Annotated in this window: 21 protein-coding genes and 1 pseudogene; 13 read left to right on the top strand and 9 right to left on the bottom strand. The window is 63.0% G+C overall.

Annotated features, from left to right (window positions below; translation table 11 throughout):
* Positions 1 to 49 precede the first annotated feature (49 nt).
* Complete coding sequence (locus tag XaFJ1_RS04890; protein ID WP_012915559.1) at positions 50 to 634, bottom strand: glycine zipper 2TM domain-containing protein; 585 nt, start codon at positions 632 to 634, stop codon at positions 50 to 52.
* Positions 635 to 1,480: 846 nt separating this feature from the next.
* Here XaFJ1_RS04890 and XaFJ1_RS04885 point away from each other — a divergent pair.
* Positions 1,481 to 1,879, top strand: coding sequence for an HU family DNA-binding protein (locus tag XaFJ1_RS04885; RefSeq protein WP_012915558.1), 399 nt, complete (start codon positions 1,481 to 1,483; stop codon positions 1,877 to 1,879).
* Positions 1,880 to 2,162: 283 nt separating this feature from the next.
* On the top strand, positions 2,163 to 2,759 hold the full coding sequence (locus XaFJ1_RS04880) for a DUF1439 domain-containing protein (protein WP_012915557.1): 597 nt from the start codon (positions 2,163 to 2,165) through the stop codon (positions 2,757 to 2,759).
* 122 nt (positions 2,760 to 2,881) lie between these two features.
* On the opposite strand, the gene XaFJ1_RS04875 is transcribed toward XaFJ1_RS04880, so the two are convergent.
* The gene (locus XaFJ1_RS04875) at positions 2,882 to 3,349 is read right to left on the bottom strand and encodes an SET domain-containing protein (RefSeq protein ID WP_012915556.1); all 468 of its coding nucleotides are present in this window, start codon (positions 3,347 to 3,349) and stop codon (positions 2,882 to 2,884) included.
* 203 nt (positions 3,350 to 3,552) lie between these two features.
* Here XaFJ1_RS04875 and XaFJ1_RS04870 point away from each other — a divergent pair, with 203 nt between their 5' ends.
* The 11 genes and pseudogenes from XaFJ1_RS04870 (at position 3,553) to XaFJ1_RS04825 (ending at position 13,526) form a co-directional block, all read left to right on the top strand.
* Positions 3,553 to 4,011, top strand: coding sequence for an SUF system Fe-S cluster assembly regulator (locus XaFJ1_RS04870; RefSeq protein ID WP_012915555.1), 459 nt, complete (start codon positions 3,553 to 3,555; stop codon positions 4,009 to 4,011).
* Between the two features lie 16 nt (positions 4,012 to 4,027).
* A complete protein-coding gene (sufB, locus tag XaFJ1_RS04865) occupies positions 4,028 to 5,470 on the top strand; it encodes a Fe-S cluster assembly protein SufB (RefSeq protein ID WP_012915554.1) in 1,443 nt (480 codons plus the stop codon).
* Positions 5,467 to 5,874: a lysozyme inhibitor LprI family protein gene (locus XaFJ1_RS04860; RefSeq protein WP_012915553.1), complete on the top strand. Its 408-nt coding sequence runs from the start codon at positions 5,467 to 5,469 to the stop codon at positions 5,872 to 5,874. The genes sufB and XaFJ1_RS04860 overlap by 4 nt, the downstream gene beginning before the upstream one ends.
* A 46-nt stretch (positions 5,875 to 5,920) precedes the next feature.
* Positions 5,921 to 6,688, top strand: a complete 768-nt coding sequence (sufC, locus tag XaFJ1_RS04855) for a Fe-S cluster assembly ATPase SufC (RefSeq protein WP_012915552.1) — start codon at positions 5,921 to 5,923, stop codon at positions 6,686 to 6,688.
* A complete protein-coding gene (sufD, locus tag XaFJ1_RS04850) occupies positions 6,685 to 7,947 on the top strand; it encodes a Fe-S cluster assembly protein SufD (RefSeq protein ID WP_012915551.1) in 1,263 nt (420 codons plus the stop codon). Before sufC ends, sufD begins: the two co-directional genes overlap by 4 nt.
* On the top strand, positions 7,944 to 9,194 hold the full coding sequence (locus tag XaFJ1_RS04845; RefSeq protein ID WP_012915550.1) for a cysteine desulfurase: 1,251 nt from the start codon (positions 7,944 to 7,946) through the stop codon (positions 9,192 to 9,194). The genes sufD and XaFJ1_RS04845 overlap by 4 nt, the downstream gene beginning before the upstream one ends.
* Before the next feature lie 118 nt (positions 9,195 to 9,312).
* Complete coding sequence (locus XaFJ1_RS04840) at positions 9,313 to 9,849, top strand: GNAT family N-acetyltransferase (RefSeq protein ID WP_012915549.1); 537 nt, start codon at positions 9,313 to 9,315, stop codon at positions 9,847 to 9,849.
* Positions 9,846 to 10,178, top strand: a complete 333-nt coding sequence (locus tag XaFJ1_RS04835; protein WP_012915548.1) for a non-heme iron oxygenase ferredoxin subunit — start codon at positions 9,846 to 9,848, stop codon at positions 10,176 to 10,178. Before XaFJ1_RS04840 ends, XaFJ1_RS04835 begins: the two co-directional genes overlap by 4 nt.
* Positions 10,179 to 10,371: 193 nt before the next feature.
* Positions 10,372 to 10,628: pseudogene (locus XaFJ1_RS16095) on the top strand (hypothetical protein); the annotation flags it as partial.
* 1,158 nt (positions 10,629 to 11,786) lie between these two features.
* A complete protein-coding gene (locus XaFJ1_RS04830) occupies positions 11,787 to 12,074 on the top strand; it encodes a DUF3175 domain-containing protein (RefSeq protein WP_230598051.1) in 288 nt (95 codons plus the stop codon).
* Between the two features lie 102 nt (positions 12,075 to 12,176).
* On the top strand, positions 12,177 to 13,526 hold the full coding sequence (locus tag XaFJ1_RS04825) for a sensor domain-containing phosphodiesterase (protein WP_045756764.1): 1,350 nt from the start codon (positions 12,177 to 12,179) through the stop codon (positions 13,524 to 13,526).
* Between the two features lie 192 nt (positions 13,527 to 13,718).
* Here the strand turns inward: XaFJ1_RS04825 and pnp are convergent, their stop codons facing one another.
* The 7 genes from pnp to rimP all read right to left on the bottom strand — a co-directional run bounded on the left by pnp (position 13,719) and on the right by rimP (position 22,975).
* The gene (gene pnp / locus XaFJ1_RS04820) at positions 13,719 to 15,827 is read right to left on the bottom strand and encodes a polyribonucleotide nucleotidyltransferase (RefSeq protein ID WP_012915543.1); all 2,109 of its coding nucleotides are present in this window, start codon (positions 15,825 to 15,827) and stop codon (positions 13,719 to 13,721) included.
* A gap of 165 nt (positions 15,828 to 15,992) precedes the next feature.
* The gene (rpsO, locus tag XaFJ1_RS04815; RefSeq protein ID WP_003467392.1) at positions 15,993 to 16,253 is read right to left on the bottom strand and encodes a 30S ribosomal protein S15; all 261 of its coding nucleotides are present in this window, start codon (positions 16,251 to 16,253) and stop codon (positions 15,993 to 15,995) included.
* Between the two features lie 193 nt (positions 16,254 to 16,446).
* A complete protein-coding gene (truB, locus tag XaFJ1_RS04810; protein ID WP_012915542.1) occupies positions 16,447 to 17,373 on the bottom strand; it encodes a tRNA pseudouridine(55) synthase TruB in 927 nt (308 codons plus the stop codon).
* 157 nt (positions 17,374 to 17,530) lie between these two features.
* The gene (gene rbfA, locus XaFJ1_RS04805) at positions 17,531 to 17,941 is read right to left on the bottom strand and encodes a 30S ribosome-binding factor RbfA (protein ID WP_012915541.1); all 411 of its coding nucleotides are present in this window, start codon (positions 17,939 to 17,941) and stop codon (positions 17,531 to 17,533) included.
* Between the two features lie 122 nt (positions 17,942 to 18,063).
* Entirely contained in the window at positions 18,064 to 20,766 is a 2,703-nt protein-coding gene (infB, locus tag XaFJ1_RS04800) for a translation initiation factor IF-2 (protein ID WP_012915540.1), read from the bottom strand.
* Positions 20,767 to 20,861: 95 nt separating this feature from the next.
* Positions 20,862 to 22,373, bottom strand: a complete 1,512-nt coding sequence (nusA, locus tag XaFJ1_RS04795; RefSeq protein ID WP_012915539.1) for a transcription termination factor NusA — start codon at positions 22,371 to 22,373, stop codon at positions 20,862 to 20,864.
* Positions 22,370 to 22,975 (bottom strand): ribosome maturation factor RimP, encoded by a 606-nt coding sequence (gene rimP, locus XaFJ1_RS04790; protein WP_012915538.1) that lies wholly within the window; start codon positions 22,973 to 22,975, stop codon positions 22,370 to 22,372. Before rimP ends, nusA begins: the two co-directional genes overlap by 4 nt.
* Positions 22,976 to 23,143: the final 168 nt, after the last annotated feature.

The raw sequence follows: 23,143 nt of genomic DNA, 5'->3' as shown, positions 1-23,143 counted from the left end.
AGGGCGCCTGCCGAGCAGGCGCCCTGTCTCCATTTACGTTACTTAGTAATTAGTAGGGCAACACGTCCACACGCACGCGGATGCGATCGCCCGGAGGCGAGGCCGTACGGGTGTGGTAGTAACGACCGCCGTACTCGTAGGTCACGTCGTAGCCGTCAACCCGGTCGTAGCTTTCGGTCCGGTAGGACACCGGCTCGCACTCCCTGACCACGCCGCCGCTGACATAACCGCCGCCATAGGAACGGGCATTGGAGTCGTAGATCGAACGTCCGGCCAAGCTGCCGAGCATGGTGCCGACAGCGGTGCCGACGAAGCGACCATTGCCACCACCGACGCGGCTACCGAGCAACGCACCGGCGATACCACCGGCCACGGTCGAAGCCGTCCGGCCACCCTGGGTGCCGCCATAGCCGCTGACGTAGGTGTCAGGAGCCTGGCGTTCGTAACAGCGCTCGGTGGTCTCGCGTGGGCCATTGACCTGCACCATGATCGGATCGACGCGTATCACACGCGCATATTCGTAGGTGCCGAGACCGTTCTGGTAACGGGTATAACCGTAATCCTGCGCAGCGACGGAGCCGATCACGCCGATCGTCAGCGCAGCGGTCAACAAATGGGTCGAGAGCTTGTTCATGGCGATGATTCCAAGCGCGTGGATCGCGCGAGTACATGCTCGATCCTCCGCGGTGAAACCAAACTGAATTGGCGCGGATCGGCCATGCGCGTTTAGCGTCGCGACAGCTGGACGCCATCGTCGGCATCTGCATCCACCGAGCCGACCAAACGGCGCTCATGCAGCCGCCACCCGCCGCAGCCACCATGCCGGACCACACGACGGCTCCACCTACATGCCGACCTGCACGACACCCAGTGCCCTGGAAACCCGTGCGGCGCTGCATGTCTCCATCGAGCAGGACGTAAAAACCCGTAACGTCTTTTATCGGCAGCAGCGTACTGAAATTTAGCGCGAGCCATGCACTCCCAAACGCAATGCGTTGCTCGTCGACCATGCGCAATGAGGAAACCGCCCACCTGCGCGGTGGCGATCCACGCTTCGGGATGTACCCCGTCTCGTCACCGAAGCAGCGATTGAATCCGTCGGCAGTGCATCCCGGCAAATTCGTGCTGCGGGGTATTCGAGCATCTTTCGCAGGTCCTGAGATGGGCTTCCCAGCACCCGACGACACAACATGCCCCCATGCCCCCCGTTAACGAATAGCGCCTCTCAGGACAGGCAATGTGCCTTCGCTGCGCTGCGCGACAGCATGGTCATCGCATCGCAGACGGGGCGACAAAACCCGGCATGCACCCACGTTTTTGCCCTCGAGAACGCCCTTCCAGGAAAAAAATCACTACAAAGAGAGTTTTTTCCGCTTTTTTTGCCGATTACCTATTGGCGCGGCGTAACACATGCCCTACATTTCGCCATGCCGACGGGGTCGGCGCGACCCACACCACTCATTTACGGAATCAGGACATCATGGCAAAGACCGCAAAAAAGGCTGCCCCGAAAAAGGCAGCGAAGAAAACAGCAACCAAGACCGCCGTCAAACCGGCCGCCCCCAAGCCCATCAAGGACGTGCTGAGCAAGTCGGCTCTGGTCGCGCATATCGCCGAAACCAGTGGCGTGATCGCCAAGGACGTGCGCGCCGTGATGACCTCGCTGGAGCACGCGATGGCCGGTTCGATCAGCAAGAAGGGCGCTGGCTCGTTCACCCTGCCTGGCCTGTTGAAGATCACCTCCACCCAGGTCGCCGCCAAGGCCAAGCGCAAGGGCATCAACCCATTCACCAAGGAAGAGCAGTGGTTCGCCGCCAAGCCGGCCACCACCAAGCTCAAGGTGCGCCCGCTGAAGAAGCTCAAGGACGCCGCGCTCTGAGCCGCGTCGCCTGATCCAGGCAAACGTGTAACGACGAGACGGCCCAGGCCGTCTCGTTTTTTTGTGCTGTCTGGACGAACGCAACGACAGCCAGCCACATGCGTTGCTGACACCACGGCGTCCAGCGCTGGAAACGTTGCGGCTCTGCAGCTCGCACCCTCGCCGCCGCACGACCCGATGAGCGTTCATTCCCAAGCTGCGCGCGACGCAGCCGATTGCGCTAATGGCACATTCACCGGCAGCGGTTATGGTGAAGACCCAACTTCAAGCAAGGCGCTCATCGATGACATTTCGCCAGTGGACCCTGCGCAGCACGGTGCTGTTGACCTTGATCGCCGCGCCCTACGCGCAAGCCACGCCGACGATCCAGGGCCGGCAGATCAGCGTCGGTGCCGCCGATGTCCAGCACTACCTCGACGGCAGCTTCCCGCAGACGCACAAGGCGCTGGGCGGGCTCATCGAGATGACCATCCGCGATCCGAAACTGACCCTGCCACCAGGCAATCGACTGAAGATGAAGTTCGATCTGAGCATGGCCAGCGGTGGGGGTGCGCCGGCGCCATTGGGCACGGTGCTGCTGACCAGCGGGCTGCGCTACGAACAGCAGAGCCAGGCTTTCCATCTGCAATCGCCGACCATCGACGATTTCCGTCCAGCCGCCAATGGCGACAAGCTCGACACCAACACCCGCGAGCTGCTCAACGTGTGGCTGGACGATTACGCCCGCCGGGAACCCATCTACAAACTGGACCCGCGTTTGGCCACCGCGATGGGCAAGCTGCAGATCGAATCGGCGGGAGTGGAGAACGGCGCGCTGGTGGTCCATTTCAATCAGGACATCGCCAACTTGGTGCCGGCTGGCTTGTTATCGGGCCAGTGAGACGACGGACGGCAGGGACGGCGCGTGCCCTTCCGCCACACGTCTACACGCAATAACGGCGGCCTGCGAGCCGCCGTTTTGCGTAATAGACCACAAGAGTACATCGGACTCCAGGCAGCAACTCAGCGCTTGGGTTGCAGCATCGTGCCGGTGCAGTTGATGGCGCCGCAGCGGCAGGCCCAGATCTTCTTCAGCCTTGGCGTATGCCGCTCGGCCAGGACGATGCCGTAGTTGTAGGTCAACTCCTCGCCGGGCGCGATGTCGCGCAGCGCTTCGATCACCACTTTATCCTTGCGCCGGTCCTTGCCTTCGGCCTCGACAATCACCGCCTCGCAGTTCGGCGCGCAACTGTGATTGATCCAGCGCGCATCGTTGCCTTCATAATTGGCGTCGATCACGTATTCGTCGCTGAGAGTGAAAAGGAAGGTATGGCCGGTCTCCACGTCGCCGGCATCGTCGCGGTCAACCTCGGCATGAGTCCGCAGGCGTCCCTTGTATTCGATGATCCGCTCGCCTTGTTTGAGCGGTACCAGGGCGAAGACGCCATTACCATGGATGCGGGATTTGCGCGCGGCGATCTTGCGAGGCATACAGCAATCCAAACGGGAAAGTGCTGATTCTGAAGCACATCGGGCGCGATCCCAAGCCCATCCCCAACCGGCGGCACGAACGACACCGGCGAGGACATCGCGCCAACGCATCGCTGCGATAGAAACCATCGCACACGGCACGCTTGGACACCACGCCGTAAAAGCGTACAATTTTGGTCCGCATTGACATCGCCGCTTCCGCCATGCTCCGCGTCACCAAGCTGACCGATTACGCCACCGTCGTGTTGAACGTGCTCGCTGCACGTCCGACCGAAGTGCTGAGCGCGACCGAACTGGCCGAACAGGCCGGCCTGGAGCCGCCCACCGTCAGCAAGCTGCTCAAGCCGTTGGCGCAGGCCGGTCTGGTCGAGGGCCTGCGCGGCGTGCATGGCGGCTACCGGTTGGCGCGCCCGGCCAATGCCATCACCCTGATCGAGATCGTCGAGGCCATGGAAGGGCCACTGGCGATCACCGAATGCAGCCACCACGGCAACCAGTGCAACATCACCCATACCTGCGGGGTGCGTTCCAACTGGCGGCTCATCAACGACGTGATCGCCGATGCCCTGGGCGGCGTGACCCTAGCGCAGATGCTGCGCCCCCTTCCTCCTCCCGGCGATCCCAAACGGCGCCCGATCGCCGTGCGATTCGCGACCACCTGACCCTGTAGGCAGCCCAATGGCCACCGAAAACGCTGAAATCCTGGAACGGCTGGGACGTCGCTACGACGCCGGCTTTGTCACCGACATCGAATCCGACGCGTTCCTGCCCGGCCTCAACGAAGACGTTGTGCGCGCCCTGTCCGCGAAAAAAGACGAGCCGGCGTGGATGACCGAATGGCGCCTGGCAGCGTACCGGCACTGGTTGAAAATGCCGATGCCGCATTGGGCCAAGCTCGACATCGCCCCGATCGACTTCCAGGCGCTGAGCTACTACTCCGCGCCGAAAGGCCCCAAGTACGCCTCGCTGGACGAGGTGCCGAAGGAATTGCTGGACACCTACGACAAACTCGGCGTGCCGCTGCACGAACGCGCCCGGCTGGCCGGAGTGGCGGTGGACGCGGTCTTCGACTCGGTCTCGGTCGGCACCACCTTCCGCAAGGAACTGGCCGAAAAGGGCGTGATCTTCTGCTCGATGTCCGAGGCGATCAAGGAACACCCGGAGCTGGTGAAGCAGTATCTGGGCAGCGTGGTGCCGGTCGGCGACAACTTCTTCGCCGCGCTCAATTCGGCGGTGTTTTCCGATGGCAGCTTCGTCTTCATCCCCAAAGGGGTGCGCTGCCCGATGGAACTGAGCACCTACTTCCGCATCAATGCCGGCCATACCGGCCAGTTCGAGCGCACCCTCATCGTGTGCGAGGACAAGGCGTATGTGTCCTATCTGGAAGGCTGCACCGCACCGATGCGCGACGAAAACCAATTGCATGCGGCAGTGGTCGAGCTGGTCGCGCTTGAGGATGCGGAAATCAAATATTCCACCGTACAGAACTGGTACCCGGGCGACGAGGAAGGCCGCGGCGGCATCTATAATTTTGTCACCAAACGCGGCGAATGCCGTGGCGCGCGCAGCAAAATCGCCTGGACTCAGGTCGAAACCGGCTCGGCGATCACCTGGAAATACCCATCGTGTGTCCTGCTCGGCGACGACTCGGTCGGCGAGTTCCACTCGGTGGCGCTGACTCACCACCGCCAGCAGGCCGACACCGGCACCAAGATGATCCACGTCGGCAAGCGCACCAAGAGCAAGATTGTCAGCAAGGGCATCAGCGCCGGCCACGGGCAGAACACCTACCGCGGCCTGGTCAAAGTGGAGCGCAGCGCCGAGGGCGCACGCAACTACACCCAGTGCGATTCGTTGCTGATCGGCAAACGCTGTGGCGCACATACCTTCCCGTACATCGAGGTCAAGCACCCGACCGCGACGGTGGAGCACGAGGCAACCACCTCCAAGATCAGCGACGACCAACTGTTTTATTGCCGCGCCCGCGGCATCGATCAGGAGAATGCGGTGTCGATGATCGTCGACGGCTTCTGCAAGCAAGTGTTCCGCGAACTGCCGATGGAGTTCGCAGTGGAGGCGAAGAAGCTGCTGGAAGTATCGCTGGAAGGGTCGGTCGGATGAAGACGCTGCTCGCTCTGGCGCTACTGGTCAGTGTCGCCGCACCCGCCCGGGCCGACAACGTCGGCTGCGATCCCGCAGGCGCACAGGCACAGATCGACGCCTGCGCCGCACAGGATCTGCGCAAGGCCGATGCCGAACTGAACACGGTTTACCGGCAGATCATGGCCAAACTGGTCAAACAACCACTGGCGCTGGACAAGCTCAAGACTGCGCAGCGGCTGTGGGTGCAACTGCGCGATGCCGACCTGGAGGCACGTTATCCGGCCGGCAACCATCGGAGTGCGCAGGTACTGTACGGCTCGATGTACCCGACACTATACGCCAGCGCCAAAGCCGAGCTGACTGCTGCGCGCACCGCCTATCTACGCGCCACTTTCCTGGAGCGCCGCGAAGGCGACCTCTGAGTCGCACCGCCGCCACTTCCCCCAATTCGACAAGACGAACATCGCCATGCTGAAGATCGACAACCTCCACGCCCGCATCGGCGGCAACGACATCCTCAAAGGCCTGTCGCTGGACGTGCAGCCCGGCCAGGTACACGCCATCATGGGCCCCAACGGCGCAGGCAAGTCCACCCTGGGCAACGTCCTGGCCGGCCGCGACGGCTACGAGGTAAGCCAGGGCAGTGTGCGCTTCGACGGCGCCGACCTGCTCGCGCTGGAGCCGGAAGCACGCGCCGCCGCCGGTCTGTTCCTGGCCTTCCAGTACCCGGTGGAAATCCCGGGCGTCAACAACACCTATTTTCTGCGTGCCGCGCTCAATGCCCAACGCAAGGCGCGCGGCGAGGCCGAACTGGATTCGATGCAATTCCTCAAACTGGTCCGGCAAAAACTGGCCGTGCTGCATCTGAAGGACGAACTGCTGCATCGCGGTGTCAACGAAGGCTTCTCCGGCGGCGAGAAGAAGCGCAACGAAATCTTCCAACTGGCGGTACTGGAACCGAAACTGGCGATTCTCGACGAGACCGACAGTGGCCTGGACATCGACGCACTCAAAACCGTCGCCGCCGGCGTCAACGCACTGCGCTCGCCCGAGCGTGCATTTGTGGTCATCACCCACTATCAGCGCCTGCTCGATTACATCAAGCCGGACGTGGTGCATGTGCTGGCCGACGGGCGCATCGTGCAGACCGGCGGCCCCGAGCTCGCGCTGGAACTGGAAGCGCACGGTTATGCCTGGCTGAAGGAGCGCGTGGCGCCCGAGGCGGCACTGCGATGAGCACCCTGCTCGACTCCCTGGCCGCGGCATTCCACGGCGACAGCGTGCGTCGCGTACCGCTGGAGCAGGCACTGCGCGATGGCCTGCCCGGTCCGCGCAGCGAGGCATGGAAATACACCTCGCTGCGGGCGCTGGAGCGGCGTCGCTTCGTCCCGGCAGCAGACGCCGCAGCAGACGTGAACGCCGCCGTGATCGCCAGCATTCCGGCGCCACGGCTGGTCTTCGTCAACGGCCGCGCAAGCGATGCGCTGTCGGAGCTGAGCTGCCTGCCCTGCGGTGTGGCACTGCAACGCCTGTCGGCGCTGCTGCGCGGTGGCGAGGATGCGATGCGCTTCCTTGGCCGGCGCTTCGAGCGCGTCGACGAGGTATTCGCCCGGCTCAACGCCGCGCTCGCCGACGAAGGTTGCGTGTTGCGCGTGGATGCGGGCGTGCGTGTAGAAACGCCATTGCACCTGGTGTTCGTCTCCACTGCGGCGGCGGCCGATCTCGCCTGGCACCACCGCCATCTGATCGAACTGGGTCAGAACGCTTCGCTATCGCTCGTGGAACATCACCTGCATCTCGAAGACGCACCGCACCTGAGCAACAGCCTCGCCCACATCCACCTGGCCGCTGGCGCGCAACTGATGCATGCACGGGTGCAGGAGGACGCGCCCAGCATCACCACGCTACTGCGCACCGACGCGGTACTGGCACGCGAGGCGCAGTACCAACGGGTGGACCTGGAACTGGGCGGCGCGCTGGTGCGGCACGAACTCAACGTCCGCCTGGAAGGCGACAACGCACGACTGACCGCCAACGGTGTACTGCTCGGCAACGGCCGGCGTCAACTCGACACCCGGCTGGGCATCGAACACATCGCCCGCGACACTGCCTGCGAACTGCTCTGGCGAGGCATCGCCACCGCGCGCAGCCGGGTCGCATTCCACGGTGGCATCCACATCCGCCAGGGCGCCGACGGCAGCGATGCCCAGCTATCGAACAAGAACCTGCTGTTGTCCACCGATGCCGAGATCGATACCCAACCAGTGCTGGTGATCGATGCCGACGAGGTCAAGGCCGCACACGGTGCCACCGTCGGTCAACTCGACGCCAACGCACTGTTTTACCTGCGCTCGCGTGGATTGCCGCAAGAACGCGCGCAGCAACTGCTGACCGCCGCGTTCTGCCGCGAACCACTGCGGCTGCTACCGACGACATTGGGCGAATTACTGGCGACACACTTGGAACGCGCGCTCAGTGACGCAGACGTGACATGAACGGTACCGCTACGCACATCACTCCAGCGCAGGCACCGGACTGGGACAAGGTCCGCAGCGACTTCCCATTGCTGCAGCGCAACGTCCACGGCAAGCCGCTGGTGTATTTCGATAACGCCAACACAGGGCAGAAACCGCTGCCGGTCATCGCCGCAACGGACACGTTCTATCGTCGTCACAACGCCAACGTCAGCCGTGCAGTGCATGCGCTCGGCAGCGAGGCCACCGAAGCCTACGAGGGCGCGCGGTCCAAGCTGGCCCGCTTCCTCAACGTGCGCGCCGACGAACTGGTGTTATGCAGCGGCGCCACCTTTGCGTTGAATCTGGTGGCGTATTCGTGGGCGCTGCCGCGCCTGCAGGCCGGCGACAGCATCCTGGTGTCGCGCATGGAACACCATGCCAACATTGTTCCCTGGCAACTGGTCGCACAACGCACAGGCGCCACGCTCAAAGTCGCCGAGATCACCGCCGAAGGCGCACTCGACCTGGACGCACTGCGCGCGGCCATGACCGGCGAGGTGAAACTGTTGGCCCTGACCCACGTCTCCAACGTGCTGGGCACCGTCAACCCTGTTGGCGAAATTTGCCGCGAAGCGCGCAAGCGTGGCATCGTCAGCGTCATCGATGGTTCGCAGGCGGCACCGCATCGACCGCTAGACGTGGCCGCGATCGGTTGCGACTTCTATGCAATTACCGGACACAAGATGTGCGGCCCCACCGGTACCGGCGCACTATGGGCACGCCGCGAACATCTACACGCGATGCCACCGTTCCTCGGCGGCGGCGAGATGATCAAGGAAGTCAGCTTCGACGGCACCGTGTTCAACGACCCACCGCACAAATTCGAGGCCGGCACGCCGAACATTGCCGGCTTCGTCGGCCTCGGTGCGGCGGTGGATTACCTGCAGGCGCTAGGATTACAGCACGTGGAAACGCGCGAAGCCGAGTTGCTCGAGCACTTAACCGAAGAACTGCTGCGGATCGACGGCCTTCGCCTGATCGGTACCGCGCCGGGCAAAGCGGCGGTGGTCTCGTTCCTGATCGAAGGCGCACATGCCCACGACCTGGCCACCCTGCTCGACCTGGAAGGCGTGGCGGTCCGTTCTGGCCAACACTGCGCACACCCGCTGCTACAGTTCTACGGCATCGCCGCCACCTGCCGTGCCTCCATGGCGTTCTACAACACGCATGCGGAAATCGAACGCTTCGTGATCGCGTTGCGGAAAGTGCGAACACTGCTTGGGTGAAGCCAAGACGGATGAAGTTGAAAGACCAAAGCAAAAAGCACCTCGCCGTTGGACAAGCGAATAGCACAGCGTTGCACGCACCGCTTCCCGCATTGCAGCCTTACGACATAATCGCCACATGCACGACCTCGCCTTCCGCAATGCCAGCCTCGACGATCTAGACACCATCACCGCTCTGGTCACATCAGCCTATCGTGGCGACAGCAGCCGTCGCGGCTGGACCACCGAAGCCGATTTACTCGACGGCCCGCGCATCGACCGCGACCTGCTACGCGCCGACATCCTGCGTCCACGCAGCACGGTGTTACTCGCCGAACGCGAAGGTGCGCCGATCGCCTGCGCACACATCTCCGCCGCCGACAATGTCGGCTACTTCGGCATGTTCGCAGTGCAACCGCAGGCGCAAGGCCACGGGCTGGGTAAAGCCGTCCTGGCCGAAGCCGAGCGCATCGCCTGGAAGACGTGGCGATTGCCCATCATGCGCATGAGCGTGATCGACGTGCGCGACGAATTGATCGCGTTCTACCAACGCCGCGGCTACCGTCGCACCGGGATCAAGCAGCCGTTCCCGTACGGCGATGCACGCTTCGGCCTACCCAAGCGCGATGACCTGCGTTTTGAAGTACTGGAAAAACCGCTGGACGGTGCAGCATGAGCGAGACTTGGACCTTCGTCTGTGCCGACGGCGAACTACTGCCCAGCGAAATGAAAACAGTGTGGGACGAAGTGACCGCCACACCGATCGTCGTGTTCAATTTCGATGGACACTTCTATGCACTGGAAGATCGCTGCAGCCACGAAGACTACGAACTCTCACCAGGCACCTTCGACGGCGCCACGGGCAGCATCGAATGCGTGCTGCATGGCGCGCGTTTCGATGTGCGCGATGGCCGCGCGCTATGCGCCCCGGCTTACGGCCCGGTCACAAAGTTTCCAGTGAAATTCCAGCACGGCGGCGTGTGGACCCGCGACGATCGTGGCTGAGCGTTGACTCGGCGCTTTACCCCAGATCAGGCCCAGCGCATCCGTGCGCATCGGCGCCCGCGGTCAACGCATCGGCGCCGACCGCATCGCAAAGATGGAGATATTGTTGACCCAGGACTTCAGTCCGGAGCAGATCACCGGTGGTATCGGCGATTGGGTGCTGGATAGCAGCCGCTCATGGGCGCATTGTCGCTGCATTGCAGACGATGTTTACTTCGCTGATCCATATTGTGCTTGGTAGCGAGTCAACAACGAGAACGTCATCAGATTGACCCGCCAATAACTGCAACGCACACCGCTTTCAGCACCATTATCGATACACATATGCGATGAATCGAGCAAAGACTGTGCAATCGTCCGCACAAGAGACTCGGATTCAAAACGCATCTGGAAATTTTCCCCGGGCTTCCTAGACAGCATTGCGAATCGGATTTTAATCCGCCGAAATGACGCCAATGGTCATCGTGTAAATCGGCGCAACCATATCCGCACAACGCCGACGACATACCTACCTTCATACTTCACCTGAATATATCCCATACCAACGGATATAGCGCATTAATGCGCACCCGAACATCGACGCCGTTAGCACACACAGCAACTCAAGCGCAATCACTTATACATGCGATGAATATCGTAAAACCCAGATGCATTCGCGCGCGGAGATGACAAGAGTGGAATGCGATACGCTCCCCCGCACCATGCAAACCAATCTCAGTCAATTCTTCGGAGACTACTTGCATTAGCGCTGCAAAATTGCGCAAATCCTCGTTTGAAATCGCTTTCAATAGCAAGATATACGCACAATGTGCGCGATTGCACAACCCATCATCACACATGAAAACGCGCGCCACTGCCTCGAACAAGGCATGGCGCGCGGACAAGCTTCTTGACGGCATCGATTAACGTGGCGCTTAGTCCACTCCGCATGCAAGATATCAGCGCCCATGCCACAACCTGCGCTTTACGGGATCGATAGCGCGACGCAGAACCCCACGATGGCGCGGCGAAAGCACATTAGCGCGCACGGAATACGAATTCTTTCGTGCCGTAGCGCAACTGCGCCCACATGCAACGACACTGCCCTCAATGACCGCGGAATAACCTAACAGCACTATTACAGCAAGCAGTGGTGACGTTACCTCCACCATCAAGCGCAGCCGCAGGAAGTGCGCCTTTTTAAATGACCTTCCGTTAATCGTTCATCGAATATGACACTGTCTACCACGCATGCCGCAGAGCGCGGTTATGGTGTTGATGAGGTCATGCCTGCCCGCCTAGTGCCTGCACTTGCAGTGCGAGCTTCAGTTCGGGAAACGAAATGCAACACGGCATTCGATCGGACAACAACATCACCGAGCACGCATGCGAAAAATCGCATCGCGCGCGAACGTGGCAGTTTCCGATTGTGCCGCGACCGCACCGTTTCCAGATTCCGTGCCGGCATGTTTCTCGGCTCGTGGCGCACATCAGCGTCGCGGCATATGCATCCCCTCGCATCACCAAGCACATCCACACTTTGCAGTTATTAATCCATCCCCTTCCCCCCGCAATCGCCAAGGAGCGCCATCAATGGCACATAGCAGTTCCAATGTGTCCAACCCCCATATGAGCCAGACCCTATCCAACGACTCTCACCGTTCGCTCGGTGTCACACCCAGCGTGTTCGAGCGCGACGATCCACTCTCGATCGCGCAATCACTCAAACAATCAGCCGATCAGAATGCACGGCGTCGCACCGGCCCCTATCGATCGGCGATGTCGATGCTCACCTTCTACATCAATCGCACCGGCAATCAGTTGTCGGCGCATCGCCGTAAGATTCTCGAACAAGCCAAGGACGAACTGCGCAGCCTGTATGGGAAACCGCGCAAGGGCAGCGACAGCAACGGCTGAGCCCCTCCCCTCGCAGCGTGATGGACGCCGTTCCACACGCTGCGACACCACACATGCACCGACGTATCGCCGCACTCCAACGCATTTCCACATGATGCGAACATGTCACAGGCACCCGACACTCCGGACGAGGTCCAGCAACCCACCCCCATCGCGGCGAACGACGACGCGGTGCTTCTGTCGCGCATCATTCTGGCGCAAGGCGAGATCGCCGCCGCTGGCGCAGATCCGCTGCAGGTCGTCGACGTGGTAGCACGACGCGCACAGGAGTTGACCCGCTCCACCGGCGCCGTGGTGGAAATGTGCGACAGCAGCGACATGCTGTACTGGTCGGCAAGCGGCATCGCCGAGCCCCATCTGGGCTTGCGCCTGCCCAGCATCGGCAGTTTATCCGGCCTGTGCATGCGCAGTGGTCAGGTGCTGCAATGCGATGATTCGGAAACCGATCCACGCGTGGATCGCAGCGCCTGCCGCAAGATAGGACTGCGGTCGATGCTAGTGGTTCCACTGTGCTACGGCGAACGCGGCATCGGCGTACTCAAGGTGATGTCGCCTTACCGCTTCGCCTATACCGCACAGGATGTACGCACGCTGGAGATGCTGGCGACGCTGGTCGGCGCGACGCTGGCGCTGGCGATGGACCGCGCGGCGCTGCAAACCGATATCGAGCGCCGTCAGAATGCCGAAAAACACGCGTTTCGCGAAAAAGCGGCGATCGCCACGCGCATTCGCGAGACGGTCGCCAACGCACGTCTGCAGATCGTCACCCAACCGATCTTGGCGCTACCGTCGCAACGCATCGTCGGAGTGGAGGCGCTGTCGCGGTTTCCATCCAATCTCGCTCTGCCGCCACTGCGCTGGTTCGACGACGCAACTCGGGTCGGGCTGGCACTGGAACTGGAGTTGACCGCGGCAAGGCAAGCGCTGGAGTTGCTGGCACAGTTACCGGCGCCGCTGTACCTGGCGATCAACGTGTCCACGCAAACACTGCTGCATCCGCAACTGCAGGAGGTGTTGCATGGCTACGATCTGTCGCGTCTTGTCCTGGAGATCACCGAACAACTGCAGGCTCCGGATTATCCGCGCCTGTCCGAGCAAATCGGCACACTGCAACGCCAGGGCCTACGTATTGCCCTGGACGATGCCGGCACCGGCTTCGCCAGCCTGCGCCATCTGCTGCATCTGGCACCGGACATCATCAAGCTGGACCTGACCCTGACCCGTGGCATCGATGCCGAGCCCCGACGTCAACGGCTCGCAATGGCGATCCTGTCCTTCGCCGCCGAAACCGCCGCCGACGTGATCATCGAGGGCATCGAGACCGAAAGCGAATTGATCACCCTGCAGGCGCTGGGCGCACGCTACGGACAGGGTTACCACCTGGCACATCCGGGTCCACTGTCGGCGCATCTGGCGCGCTATCCAACGATCGACGATGACGCACTGAACTGAGCTGCGATCAGACCGCCTGCAGCCGCTACGCGGCGATACGCACGCCGTTCCGACAATGCGCGAGCGCAACGTGATCTTACTCTGGACACCTCCTGCTGCATTCAGGACGAACGCCTGCCTCACAGCGCGCGGCCCATGAAAAAAGCGGGCCGAAGCCCGCTTTTTCTTGGAACCGCAATGGAGGTCGGCGACTTACTCGGCCGACACGCCCTCGCCTTCCTCAACCGCCTTCATCGACAGGCGAATACGGCCCTGCTTGTCGACTTCCAGCACCTTGACCTTGACCACGTCGCCTTCCTTCAGCTTGTCGCCGACCTTCTCCACGCGCTCGCTGGAGATCTGCGAAACGTGGACCAGGCCATCCTTGCCCGGCAGGATGGTGACGAATGCGCCGAAATCCATGATCTTGGCGACCTTGCCTTCGTAGATCCGGCCCGGCTCCACGTCCGAGGTGATCTGCTCGATGCGGGCCTTGGCGGCCTGCGCGGCGATCGCGTTGACCGAGGCGATGACGATGGTGCCGTCATCCTGAATATCGATCTGGGTGCCGGTTTCCTTGGTGATCGCCTGGATGGTCGAACCGCCCTTGCCGATCACTTCGCGGATCTTGTCAGGATGGATCTTGATCGTCAGCAGGCGCGGCGCGTAGTCGCTCAGTTCCGCACGCGGGCTGGTCAGCGCGCTGGCCATCTCGCCGAGAATATGCAGGCGACCCGCCTTGGCCTGCGCCAGGGCCTGTTTCATGATCTCCTCGGTGATGCCTTCGATCTTGATGTCCATCTGCAACGCGGACACGCCTTCGGCAGTACCGGCGACCTTGAAGTCCATGTCGCCCAGGTGATCTTCATCGCCCAGGATGTCCGACAGCACAACAAAGTCGTTGCCTTCCTTGACCAAGCCCATGGCGATACCGGCTACCGGCGCCTTCACCGGCACACCGGCGTCCATCAGCGCCAGCGAGCTGCCGCACACCGAGGCCATCGACGAGGAACCGTTGGATTCGGTGATTTCCGAAACCACGCGAATGGTGTACGGAAACTCTTCCATGGTCGGCATCACCGCCAGCACGCCGCGCTTGGCGAGACGGCCGTGGCCGATTTCGCGACGCTTGGGCGCACCGAAGCGGCCGCACTCGCCCACCGAGTACGGGGGGAAGTTGTAATGGAACAGGAAGTTTTCCTTGTATTCGCCGGAGACCGCATCGATCACCTGACCGTCGCGGGCGGTGCCCAGCGTGGTGACCACGATCGCCTGCGTCTCGCCGCGGGTGAACAGCGCCGATCCATGGGTGCGCGGCAACACGCCGGCTTTCACGCTGATCGGACGCACGGTGTCCAGCGCACGACCATCGATACGCACCTTTGTGCTCAGTACCGAACCGCGCATGGTCTGGTATTCCAGCTCACCGAATTCCTTGGCCAGGTCGGCAGCGACCCAGTTCTCGGCGGTGGCGCGCGGCGCCAACTGCGCCAGCACGTCCTTCTTGATCGCGGCAATCGCATCGCGACGCTGCAGCTTGTCGCGCACCTGGAACGCCGCGGCCAGTTGACCGCCGACAGCCTCCTTCAGCGCGACGATCATGGCCGCGTTCTTGGCCGGGGCGACCCAATCGGACGGCTTGGTGCCGGCTTCGGCGGTCAGTTCGTTGATCGCGTTGATGACCTTCTGCATCTCGCGGTGGCCGAAGGTGACCGCACCCAGCATCACGTCTTCCGACAGCAGCGCGGCCTCGGACTCGACCATCAACACCGCGTTGCTGGTACCGGCCACGACCAGTTCGAGTTGCGAGTCCTTCAGGTCCGACACCGTCGGGTTGAGAATGTATTCGCCATTCTTGTAGCCGACCTTGGCGGCGCCGATCGGCCCATTGAACGGGGTACCCGCGAGCGACAACGCAGCCGACGCACCGATCAGCGCGGCAATGTCGCCATCGATGTCCGGGTTCATCGACATCACCGTGGCGATGATCTGTACTTCGTTTTTGTAGTCTTCCGGGAACAGCGGCCGGATCGGACGGTCGATCAAACGCGAAATCAGCGTCTCCTTCTCGGTCGCACGGCCCTCGCGCTTGAAGAAGCCACCGGGGATGCGGCCGCCGGCGTAGAACTTCTCCTGATAGTCGACCGTCAGCGGGAAGAAGTCCTGACCTTCGCGCGCGCTCTTGGCGGCGACGGCGGTGACCAGCAGTACGGTGTCGTCCATCTTGACGATGACGGCACCGCCAGCCTGGCGGGCGATCTCGCCGGTTTCGAGGGTGACGGTGTGCTTGCCGTACTGGAAGGTTTTGGTGATTTTTGCCACGGGGGTTCCTTGGAAGATGCTATCTGCAAATGGACCGCGAACGGCCCATGCCGTTGGCGGGTGGCCGGGGGGGTCCGGCCGGTGGCGCGGAGCATTCCCCGGACCACGGTACTACCCAAAACAAAACCGCGGCGCATCGCTGCGCCGCGGTCGGGTTTGGTTGACTCAGCGGCGCAGGCCGAGCTTCTCGATCAGCGCCTTGTAGCGCTCGCCATCCTTCTTCTTCAGGTAGTCGAGCAGACTGCGGCGGCGGTTGACCATCTGCAGCAGGCCACGACGGCTGTGGTGGTCCTTCTTGTGGGTCTTGAAGTGGCCGGTCAGCAGCTCGATGCGCGCGGTCAACAGCGCGACCTGGACTTCCGGCGAACCGGTATCAGCGGCGCCGCGCTTGTTTTCTTCGATGACTTTCTGGGTGTCGATGGACATGATGCGTTTTCTCTTGAGATGCGGGGCCGGCAGGAACGTGCGGAAGACGCACCACCTGGCTCGCCGATTGCGAAGGATTGCGCCGAAGCGCGGTGTGCCTGGAAAGGCTGCGGAATTGTACCGGCCCCGGCTTTGTCGGACAAGACGTTAAGACAGCGTCATGACAGCTCGCCCCGTGGCGTATCGGATTGGATCACAGATTAAACATCCGCTGCGGCGCCAACAGTCCACCGGCATCGACCTGACCCAATCCCAGCGGCTCGCCCTCGGCGTCGAACACCGCTGCCAGACCCGGCGTCCACGATGCATCGCGCAGGCGCTGCCCCATTCGAAACCGCTGCGCCGCAGCGCCATCCAGCCGCAGCGGCGGGAAATCCGCCAGACCGGCCGCCAACGGCAATAGCAGCGCGTCCAAAGCGGCAGGATCCTGCGCGGCAAGTTGCTGCAACCGCTCCAGGGTGACCATCTGCGGCGTGCGGAACGGCTCCACCCACAAACGCCGCAGCGCGGCAATGTGCGCGCCGCAGCCCAGCGTCTCGCCCAGGTCGCGGGCCAGACTGCGGATGTAGGTGCCGGAGCCGCATACCACATGCAAGCGCAGGCGCTCGCCGACATGGGCGAGTACCTCGATGGCCTGTACCTCGACCTCACGTTCGGGTGCCTCGATGGTTTCGCCGCGGCGCGCCTTCGCGTACAGCGGCTCACCCCCCTGTTTGAGCGCCGAATAGATCGGCGCACGCTGACGGATGCGTCCGCGCAGCGGCGCCAGTGCCGCCCGCAGCGTGGCCGCGTCGAGCGGCGGCAGCGGACGGGTGCGCAACACCGCACCATCGGCATCGTCGCTGTCTGTCGTCACCCCGAGCACGATCTCGGCCTCATACGCCTTGGCCGAGCCGAGCAACAACCCGGCCAGCTTGGTCGCCTCGCCGAAGCACAGCGGCAGCAGGCCGGTGGCAAGCGGATCCAGGCTGCCGGTGTGACCACCTTTCTCCGCGCGGAACAGGCGTCGCGCCGCCTGTAGCGCCGCGTTGGAACTCATGCCGGCAGGCTTATCCAGCAGCACGATGCCGTCGAGACGGCGGAAGGCAATGCGGGGCAGTCGAGGGCCGATGAGGGGCATGATGACGAGACTCGGGACTCGGGATCTGAGGACCCCGGAAAGCAGAAACTACGGCACCGGATGCGCGCGGCAGGGCAACGATGCGCGAGGCGTCTCTCTCAGCGCATAAAGACAATCCGCGCGGCTGCACAGCATGCCGCATGTAGCGGTGACGCCCTCAGTGCTTGGGGGAATCCGGCGCGTCGGTGGCGTCACTGCCTTCGGCCTCGACGCCGGATTGAAGTTCGGGCATATCGCGCAGCAAGGTGTCGATTCGCTCGCCGCGATCGACCGAATCGTCGTAATGAAAATGCAATTCGGGCACGTGGCGCAACTTCATCGCCCTCGCCAACTCGGTACGCAGTTGCGGGGCAAGTTCTTTCAGCCCCTTGACCGCCTCGCTCGAGCGTTCCGGCATCAACGCGGTGACGAACACCTTGGCATGGGCCATGTCCCGGGTGACTTCGACATCGGAGACGCTGACCGACGGCAGGCCATGATCGCGCACGGCCGCATGCACGATCGTGCCGAGATCGCGGCGGATCTGCGCGGCAACGCGGTCGGTGCGGCGGAAGGATTTGGTGGGCATGGGTCCGGAATCTCGTTATTCGGGACCCGTGACCCGGGATCGGGAACCCGGAAAAGCAAAAGCCGTTGCACTTGGCTCTCGCGTTTCCCGGACCCCAGGTCCCAGGCCCCGGGCCCCTGCTTTCAAAGCGTGCGCTGCACTTCGATGCGCTCGAAGCACTCGATCTGGTCGCCGGCCTTGACGTCGTTGTAGGCCTTCACGCCGATACCGCACTCGGTACCGTTGCGAACCTCCTCGACGTTCTCCTTGAAGCGCCGCAACGATTCCAGTTCGCCCTCGAACACCACGGTGTTGTCGCGCAGCACACGGATCGGCTTGTTGCGCTTGACCACGCCCTCCACCACCATGCAGCCGGCAACCGCGCCGAACTTGGAACTGCGGAACACATCGCGTACCTGCGCGATACCGATGATTTCTTCGCGGATCTCCACGCCCAGCAGACCCGATGCCACCTGCTTCACCTGGTCGATCACGTCGTAGATGATCGAGAAGTAGCGCAGGTCGATGCCGTTGGTCTCGATGATGCGCCGCGCCGAAGCATCGGCGCGCACGTTGAAACCGATCACCGTGGCTTTGGAAGCCAGCGCCGAATTCGCATCGGATTCGGTGATGCCGCCCACGCCGGAGTGAATCACGTTGATGCGGATCCGCTCGTTGGACAGTGCGGTCAGCGACTGTTTCAGTGCCTCCACCGACCCCTGCACATCGGCCTTGATCACCAGGTTCAACGACAACTGGCCCTCGCCCTTGCCGAGCTGGGACATGATGTCTTCCATGCGACTGCCCGCCGAGGACACCAAGCGCGATTCCCGACGCTTGGTCTCGCGCTGCTGCGCCACGTCCTTGGCCAGACGCTCGTCGTCGACGACCACGAAATCGTCGCCCGCATCCGGCACACCGGACAAACCCAGCACCTGTACCGGAATCGACGGACCGGCTTCGCTCGGCTGCCGGCCGGTTTCGTCGAACAACGCGCGCACACGACCGTATTGCACGCCGCACACCAAGTAATCACCCTTCTTCAGCGCGCCCTGCTGCACCAGCACCGTCGCCACCGGGCCACGGCCCTTGTCCAGCGAAGACTCGATCACCACGCCGCTGGCGCGGCCTTCTGCCACCGCGCGCAGTTCCAACACTTCGGCCTGCAACGAAATCGCATCCAGCAGCGTGTCGATACCCTGACCGGTCTTGGCCGAGAGTTCAACGAACTGGGTGTCGCCACCGAATTCCTCGGCCACCACGTCCTGCGCCAACAGTTCGTTCTTGACCCGCAGCGGATCGGCCGCGGATTTGTCGATCTTGTTGACCGCCACGATCAACGGCACGCGAGCCGCTTTGGCGTGCTTGACGGCCTCGATCGTCTGCGGCATCACGCCGTCGTCGGCCGCGACCACCAGTACCACAATATCGGTGAGCTTGGCGCCGCGCGCGCGCATCGAGGTGAACGCGGCGTGGCCCGGAGTATCCAGGAAGCTGATGACGCCACGGCCGGTCTCGACGTGATACGCACCGATGTGCTGCGTAATGCCACCGGCTTCGCCGGTCGCGACCTTGGTGCGGCGGATGTAGTCCAGCAGGGAGGTCTTGCCGTGGTCGACGTGGCCCATGATGGTGACCACCGGCGGCCGCGGCCGCTTTTCGCCCTGATCATCCTCGGTGTGCGCCAACAGCGCGTCCTCGGCATCGGCACTGCCGGCACGCAGCGGCTTGTGGCCGAGTTCTTCGGTGACCAGCGCCGCGGTGTCGTGATCTATCGTCTGGGTGATGGTGGCCATCACGCCCATCTTGAACAACGCCTTGACCACATCGCCGCCCTTCAGCGCCAGCTTCTGCGCTAGATCGGCCACGGTAATGGTGTCGCCGATCGCCACCTCGCGCACCACCGGTGCGGTCGGACGCTCGAAGCCGTGCGAGCCCCCACCGCTGCGCGACGGTTCGCCCTGACGGCGTCCACCGGCATTGCCACCGCGCGGCTTGCTGCGGACGTTGGAACGGCGCGCACGATCAGCCGCAGACAAGTGCAGCTGACCAGCGAAACGACTGGTGCTGTCGTCGTCCTCGACCCCGGCCACCATCACATGCGAACCGCGGGTCTTATGCTTATGCCCGGTAGTACGGTCATCGCCCCGCGGGGCGGATGGCTTCGGCGAATGATGCGGCGCAGGCGCCGGACGCGGCGTAGTGGCCGGACGCGGCGCGCGCGGGGCGGCAACGGTGCTCGGCGCAATGGCTGGCGTGGACGCCGCCACTTCCTCGATGTCGGCTTCCTGCTCGGCTTGAGCGGCCTTGCGCTCGGCTTCGGCACGTTCGAGCACGTCCTGCTCGGCCTTGCGCTTACGATCCAGTTCGTCGGCACGGGCACGATCCTGCTCGGCCAGACGCTGTTGCTCGGCCAGATTGCGCTGTTTGGACTCCTCCAACTTGCGCAGGATCTCGGCGCGTTCGTCGTCCACCCGTCCACCCGATGCGGCAACGCCCACCCGACCGGCCGCCAGATCCTCGGCCGACTTCACGTAGGTACGCTTCTGCCGGACCTCGACATTGACCGTGGTCTTGCTGCGCCCGGCGCTGACCGTCACTTCCTGCAGCTTGCGGCGGTTCAGGGTGATCTTCTTCGGCGCCGCCTGGGCCTCTTCCTCGACCGGCTTATCGGTCTTGCCGTGGGTACGGCGCAGGAAGCCCAGCAGCTTCATCTTTTCGGTACTGGTAACGACCTGGTCAGGCCCGCTGAACTTCATCCCGGCCTCGGCCAGTTGAACCAGCAGTTTTTCGACCGGCGTATTCACCAGTTCGGCCAACTTACGGATGGTGGTTTGCTGCGACATTCGGATCCTATGATCTGGTTGGCGCCCCCTCGACGCGTGCGAAGGTAGCGCGGATTCTAAGCCCTGATCGGGTCAGGGCGGTGGTCATCGCTGACTCATTCGCCGCGCTCCAAACGGGCGATCTCCTCGGCGCGAGCAGCCAGGATCAGCACCGCGGCGCGCTCGTGATCCATGTCCTCGATACCGAACTCGAGGATTTCGTCGGCCGCCAGATCCGACAGATCCTCGCTGGTGCGCACACCATGGCCAGCCAGCGCATAGGCGGTGGCTTCGTCCATGCCCGGCAACGACAGCAGATCGGCCGCCGGCACGCCACCGTCGTCGCTCTCTTCGGCGGCCAGCGCCTCGTTGAGCAGCGCATCGCGCGCGCGCGCGCGCAGTTCCTCGACGATGTCCTCGTCGAAGCCTTCCACCGCCAGCAGCTCGCCGACCGGCACGTAGGCGATTTCCTCGACCGAGTTGAAGCCTTCGGCGACCAGGATCGCGGCGATTTCCTCGTCCACTTCCAGTTTGTCCATGAACAACTGGCGGGCGACAGCCTGTTCGGCCTCGGACTTGGCCGCGACCTGCTCGGCAGTCATCACGTTGAGCTGCCACCCGGTCAAGCGGCTTGCCAGACGCACGTTCTGGCCGCCTTTGCCGATCGCCTGAGCCAAGCGATCTTCCGCCACCGCCAGGTCCATCGAGTGTTTCTCTTCGTCGACGATGATCGACTGCACCTCGGCGGGCGCCATCGCATTGATGACGAAGTTGGCCGGGTTGTCGTTCCACAGCACGATGTCCACACGCTCGCCGTTGAGCTCGTTGGAGACCGCCTGCACACGCGAACCGCGCATGCCGATGCAGGCGCCGATCGGATCGGTGCGGGTGTCGTGGGCGAGCACCGCGATCTTGGCGCGGTCGCCCGGATCGCGTGCGCACGCCTTGATCTCGACCAGGCCCTGACCCACTTCCGGCACTTCCAGCTTGAACAGCTCGATCATGAACTCCGGCGCGGCGCGGCTGATGAACAGCTGCGGGCCACGCGGCTCCGAACGCACTTCGGCCAGGTAGCCGCGCACGCGGTCGCCAGCGCGCAATACGTCGCGCGGAATGCCCTTGTCCTTGGGAATGAACGCCTCGGCATTGCCGCCCAAGTCCACGTAGATGTTGCCGCGCTCGGCACGCTTGACCACACCGGTGACCAGTTCGCCGACACGATCTTTCCAGGCATCCACCACCTGTTGGCGCTCGGCCTCGCGCACGCGCTGCACAATCACCTGCTTGGCGGCCTGTGCGGCGATACGACCGAAATCCGGGTTCTCGATCTGCTCCTCGATGTAGTCGCCGACGTCCACGCCTTCGGCTTCATCGACCGCATCCATCAGACGGATCTGCCGGTCCGGCGATTCCATCACCACATCGTCAGCCACCACTTCCCAGCGACGAAAGGTCTCGTAGCTGCCTTCCTTGTGATCGATGGTGACGCGCGTCAGCACGTCCTGATCGGGGTAGCGTTTTTTCGCCGCCGAGGCCAGCGCAGCCTCGATCGCATCGAAGATCACCTCGCGTGGCACGCCCTTCTCGTTAGCGACCGCATCGACTACCAGCAACAGTTCCTTACTCATTCTTTCGCTCCGCGCGCAGCCGTATCGGCCGCCGGTTCGTTGGATGGTTTCTTATTGGATTTTGCGTTTTTGCCGGCAGGCTTTGGCCCCTTGCCCGGCTTGGTCGGCGCTAGGCCCAGTGCTGCCCAGTCGGGCAGAATCCGCGCCTTATCGATATTGTCGAAATCCACCGTCAGCTCGGCGCCGTCGACCTCGAACACGATCCGACCGGCGTCCAGCTCGACCTGGACGATACGCCCCTGCAGACGCCTGCGACCCTGCTGCGGCAGTTTCAGCACGACTTTTGCCGATTCGTCGCGATGGCGCGCAAACTGCTCGGCGGTGAACAACGGGCGATCCACACCCGGCGAGGACACTTCCAGCGTGTAATTGCCGCTGATGGGATCCTCCACGTCCAGTTGCGCCGACACTTCACGGCTGACCCGTTCGCAGTCGTCGATGTTGACCATGCGCTCGGGCTGTTCGCCCAACGGCACGTCGATATACAAGCGCAACGTGGCACCACCGGACGCTGGCAGATACTCCGCACCCAGCAACTCCAGACCCAATGCATCCACGGTCGGACCCAGCAAATTCGCGATTTCGTTTGCTTTGTCGCTCACAGACTGCCTTGCATCAGAATGAAAAAGAATCGGTTTAACGCAGTTCCCACTCCCCGGAAACGACAAAGGGCCCGCTGGGCCCCTTGTCCGGTAAGACTCCGGTCACGCTGGATTCCGGTTGCGACGACGGGAACATACGTCATCGCGAAGCCCAAACTTATCTCTTAC

Source organism: Xanthomonas albilineans (assembly GCF_009931595.1).
Lineage (GTDB): Bacteria > Pseudomonadota > Gammaproteobacteria > Xanthomonadales > Xanthomonadaceae > Xanthomonas_A > Xanthomonas_A albilineans.
The sequence above is the reverse complement of the archived record's forward strand: the minus strand, read 5'-3'. Positions and strand labels throughout refer to the sequence as shown.

Coding starts and splice junctions, on each gene's coding strand:
- sufD (WP_012915551.1), top strand. CDS start 6,685: ATGAGCACCCTGCTCGACTCCCTGGCCGCGGCATTCCACGGCGACAGC.
- rbfA (WP_012915541.1), bottom strand. CDS start 17,941: ATGCCCACCAAATCCTTCCGCCGCACCGACCGCGTTGCCGCGCAGATC.
- sufB (WP_012915554.1), top strand. CDS start 4,028: ATGGCCACCGAAAACGCTGAAATCCTGGAACGGCTGGGACGTCGCTAC.
- XaFJ1_RS04880 (WP_012915557.1), top strand. CDS start 2,163: ATGACATTTCGCCAGTGGACCCTGCGCAGCACGGTGCTGTTGACCTTG.
- rpsO (WP_003467392.1), bottom strand. CDS start 16,253: ATGTCCATCGACACCCAGAAAGTCATCGAAGAAAACAAGCGCGGCGCC.
- truB (WP_012915542.1), bottom strand. CDS start 17,373: ATGCCCCTCATCGGCCCTCGACTGCCCCGCATTGCCTTCCGCCGTCTC.
- XaFJ1_RS04825 (WP_045756764.1), top strand. CDS start 12,177: ATGTCACAGGCACCCGACACTCCGGACGAGGTCCAGCAACCCACCCCC.
- XaFJ1_RS04885 (WP_012915558.1), top strand. CDS start 1,481: ATGGCAAAGACCGCAAAAAAGGCTGCCCCGAAAAAGGCAGCGAAGAAA.
- XaFJ1_RS04870 (WP_012915555.1), top strand. CDS start 3,553: ATGCTCCGCGTCACCAAGCTGACCGATTACGCCACCGTCGTGTTGAAC.
- XaFJ1_RS04835 (WP_012915548.1), top strand. CDS start 9,846: ATGAGCGAGACTTGGACCTTCGTCTGTGCCGACGGCGAACTACTGCCC.
- XaFJ1_RS04875 (WP_012915556.1), bottom strand. CDS start 3,349: ATGCCTCGCAAGATCGCCGCGCGCAAATCCCGCATCCATGGTAATGGC.
- XaFJ1_RS04840 (WP_012915549.1), top strand. CDS start 9,313: ATGCACGACCTCGCCTTCCGCAATGCCAGCCTCGACGATCTAGACACC.
- nusA (WP_012915539.1), bottom strand. CDS start 22,373: ATGAGTAAGGAACTGTTGCTGGTAGTCGATGCGGTCGCTAACGAGAAG.
- sufC (WP_012915552.1), top strand. CDS start 5,921: ATGCTGAAGATCGACAACCTCCACGCCCGCATCGGCGGCAACGACATC.
- XaFJ1_RS04830 (WP_230598051.1), top strand. CDS start 11,787: ATGAGCCAGACCCTATCCAACGACTCTCACCGTTCGCTCGGTGTCACA.
- XaFJ1_RS04845 (WP_012915550.1), top strand. CDS start 7,944: ATGAACGGTACCGCTACGCACATCACTCCAGCGCAGGCACCGGACTGG.
- XaFJ1_RS04860 (WP_012915553.1), top strand. CDS start 5,467: ATGAAGACGCTGCTCGCTCTGGCGCTACTGGTCAGTGTCGCCGCACCC.
- infB (WP_012915540.1), bottom strand. CDS start 20,766: ATGTCGCAGCAAACCACCATCCGTAAGTTGGCCGAACTGGTGAATACG.
- XaFJ1_RS04890 (WP_012915559.1), bottom strand. CDS start 634: ATGAACAAGCTCTCGACCCATTTGTTGACCGCTGCGCTGACGATCGGC.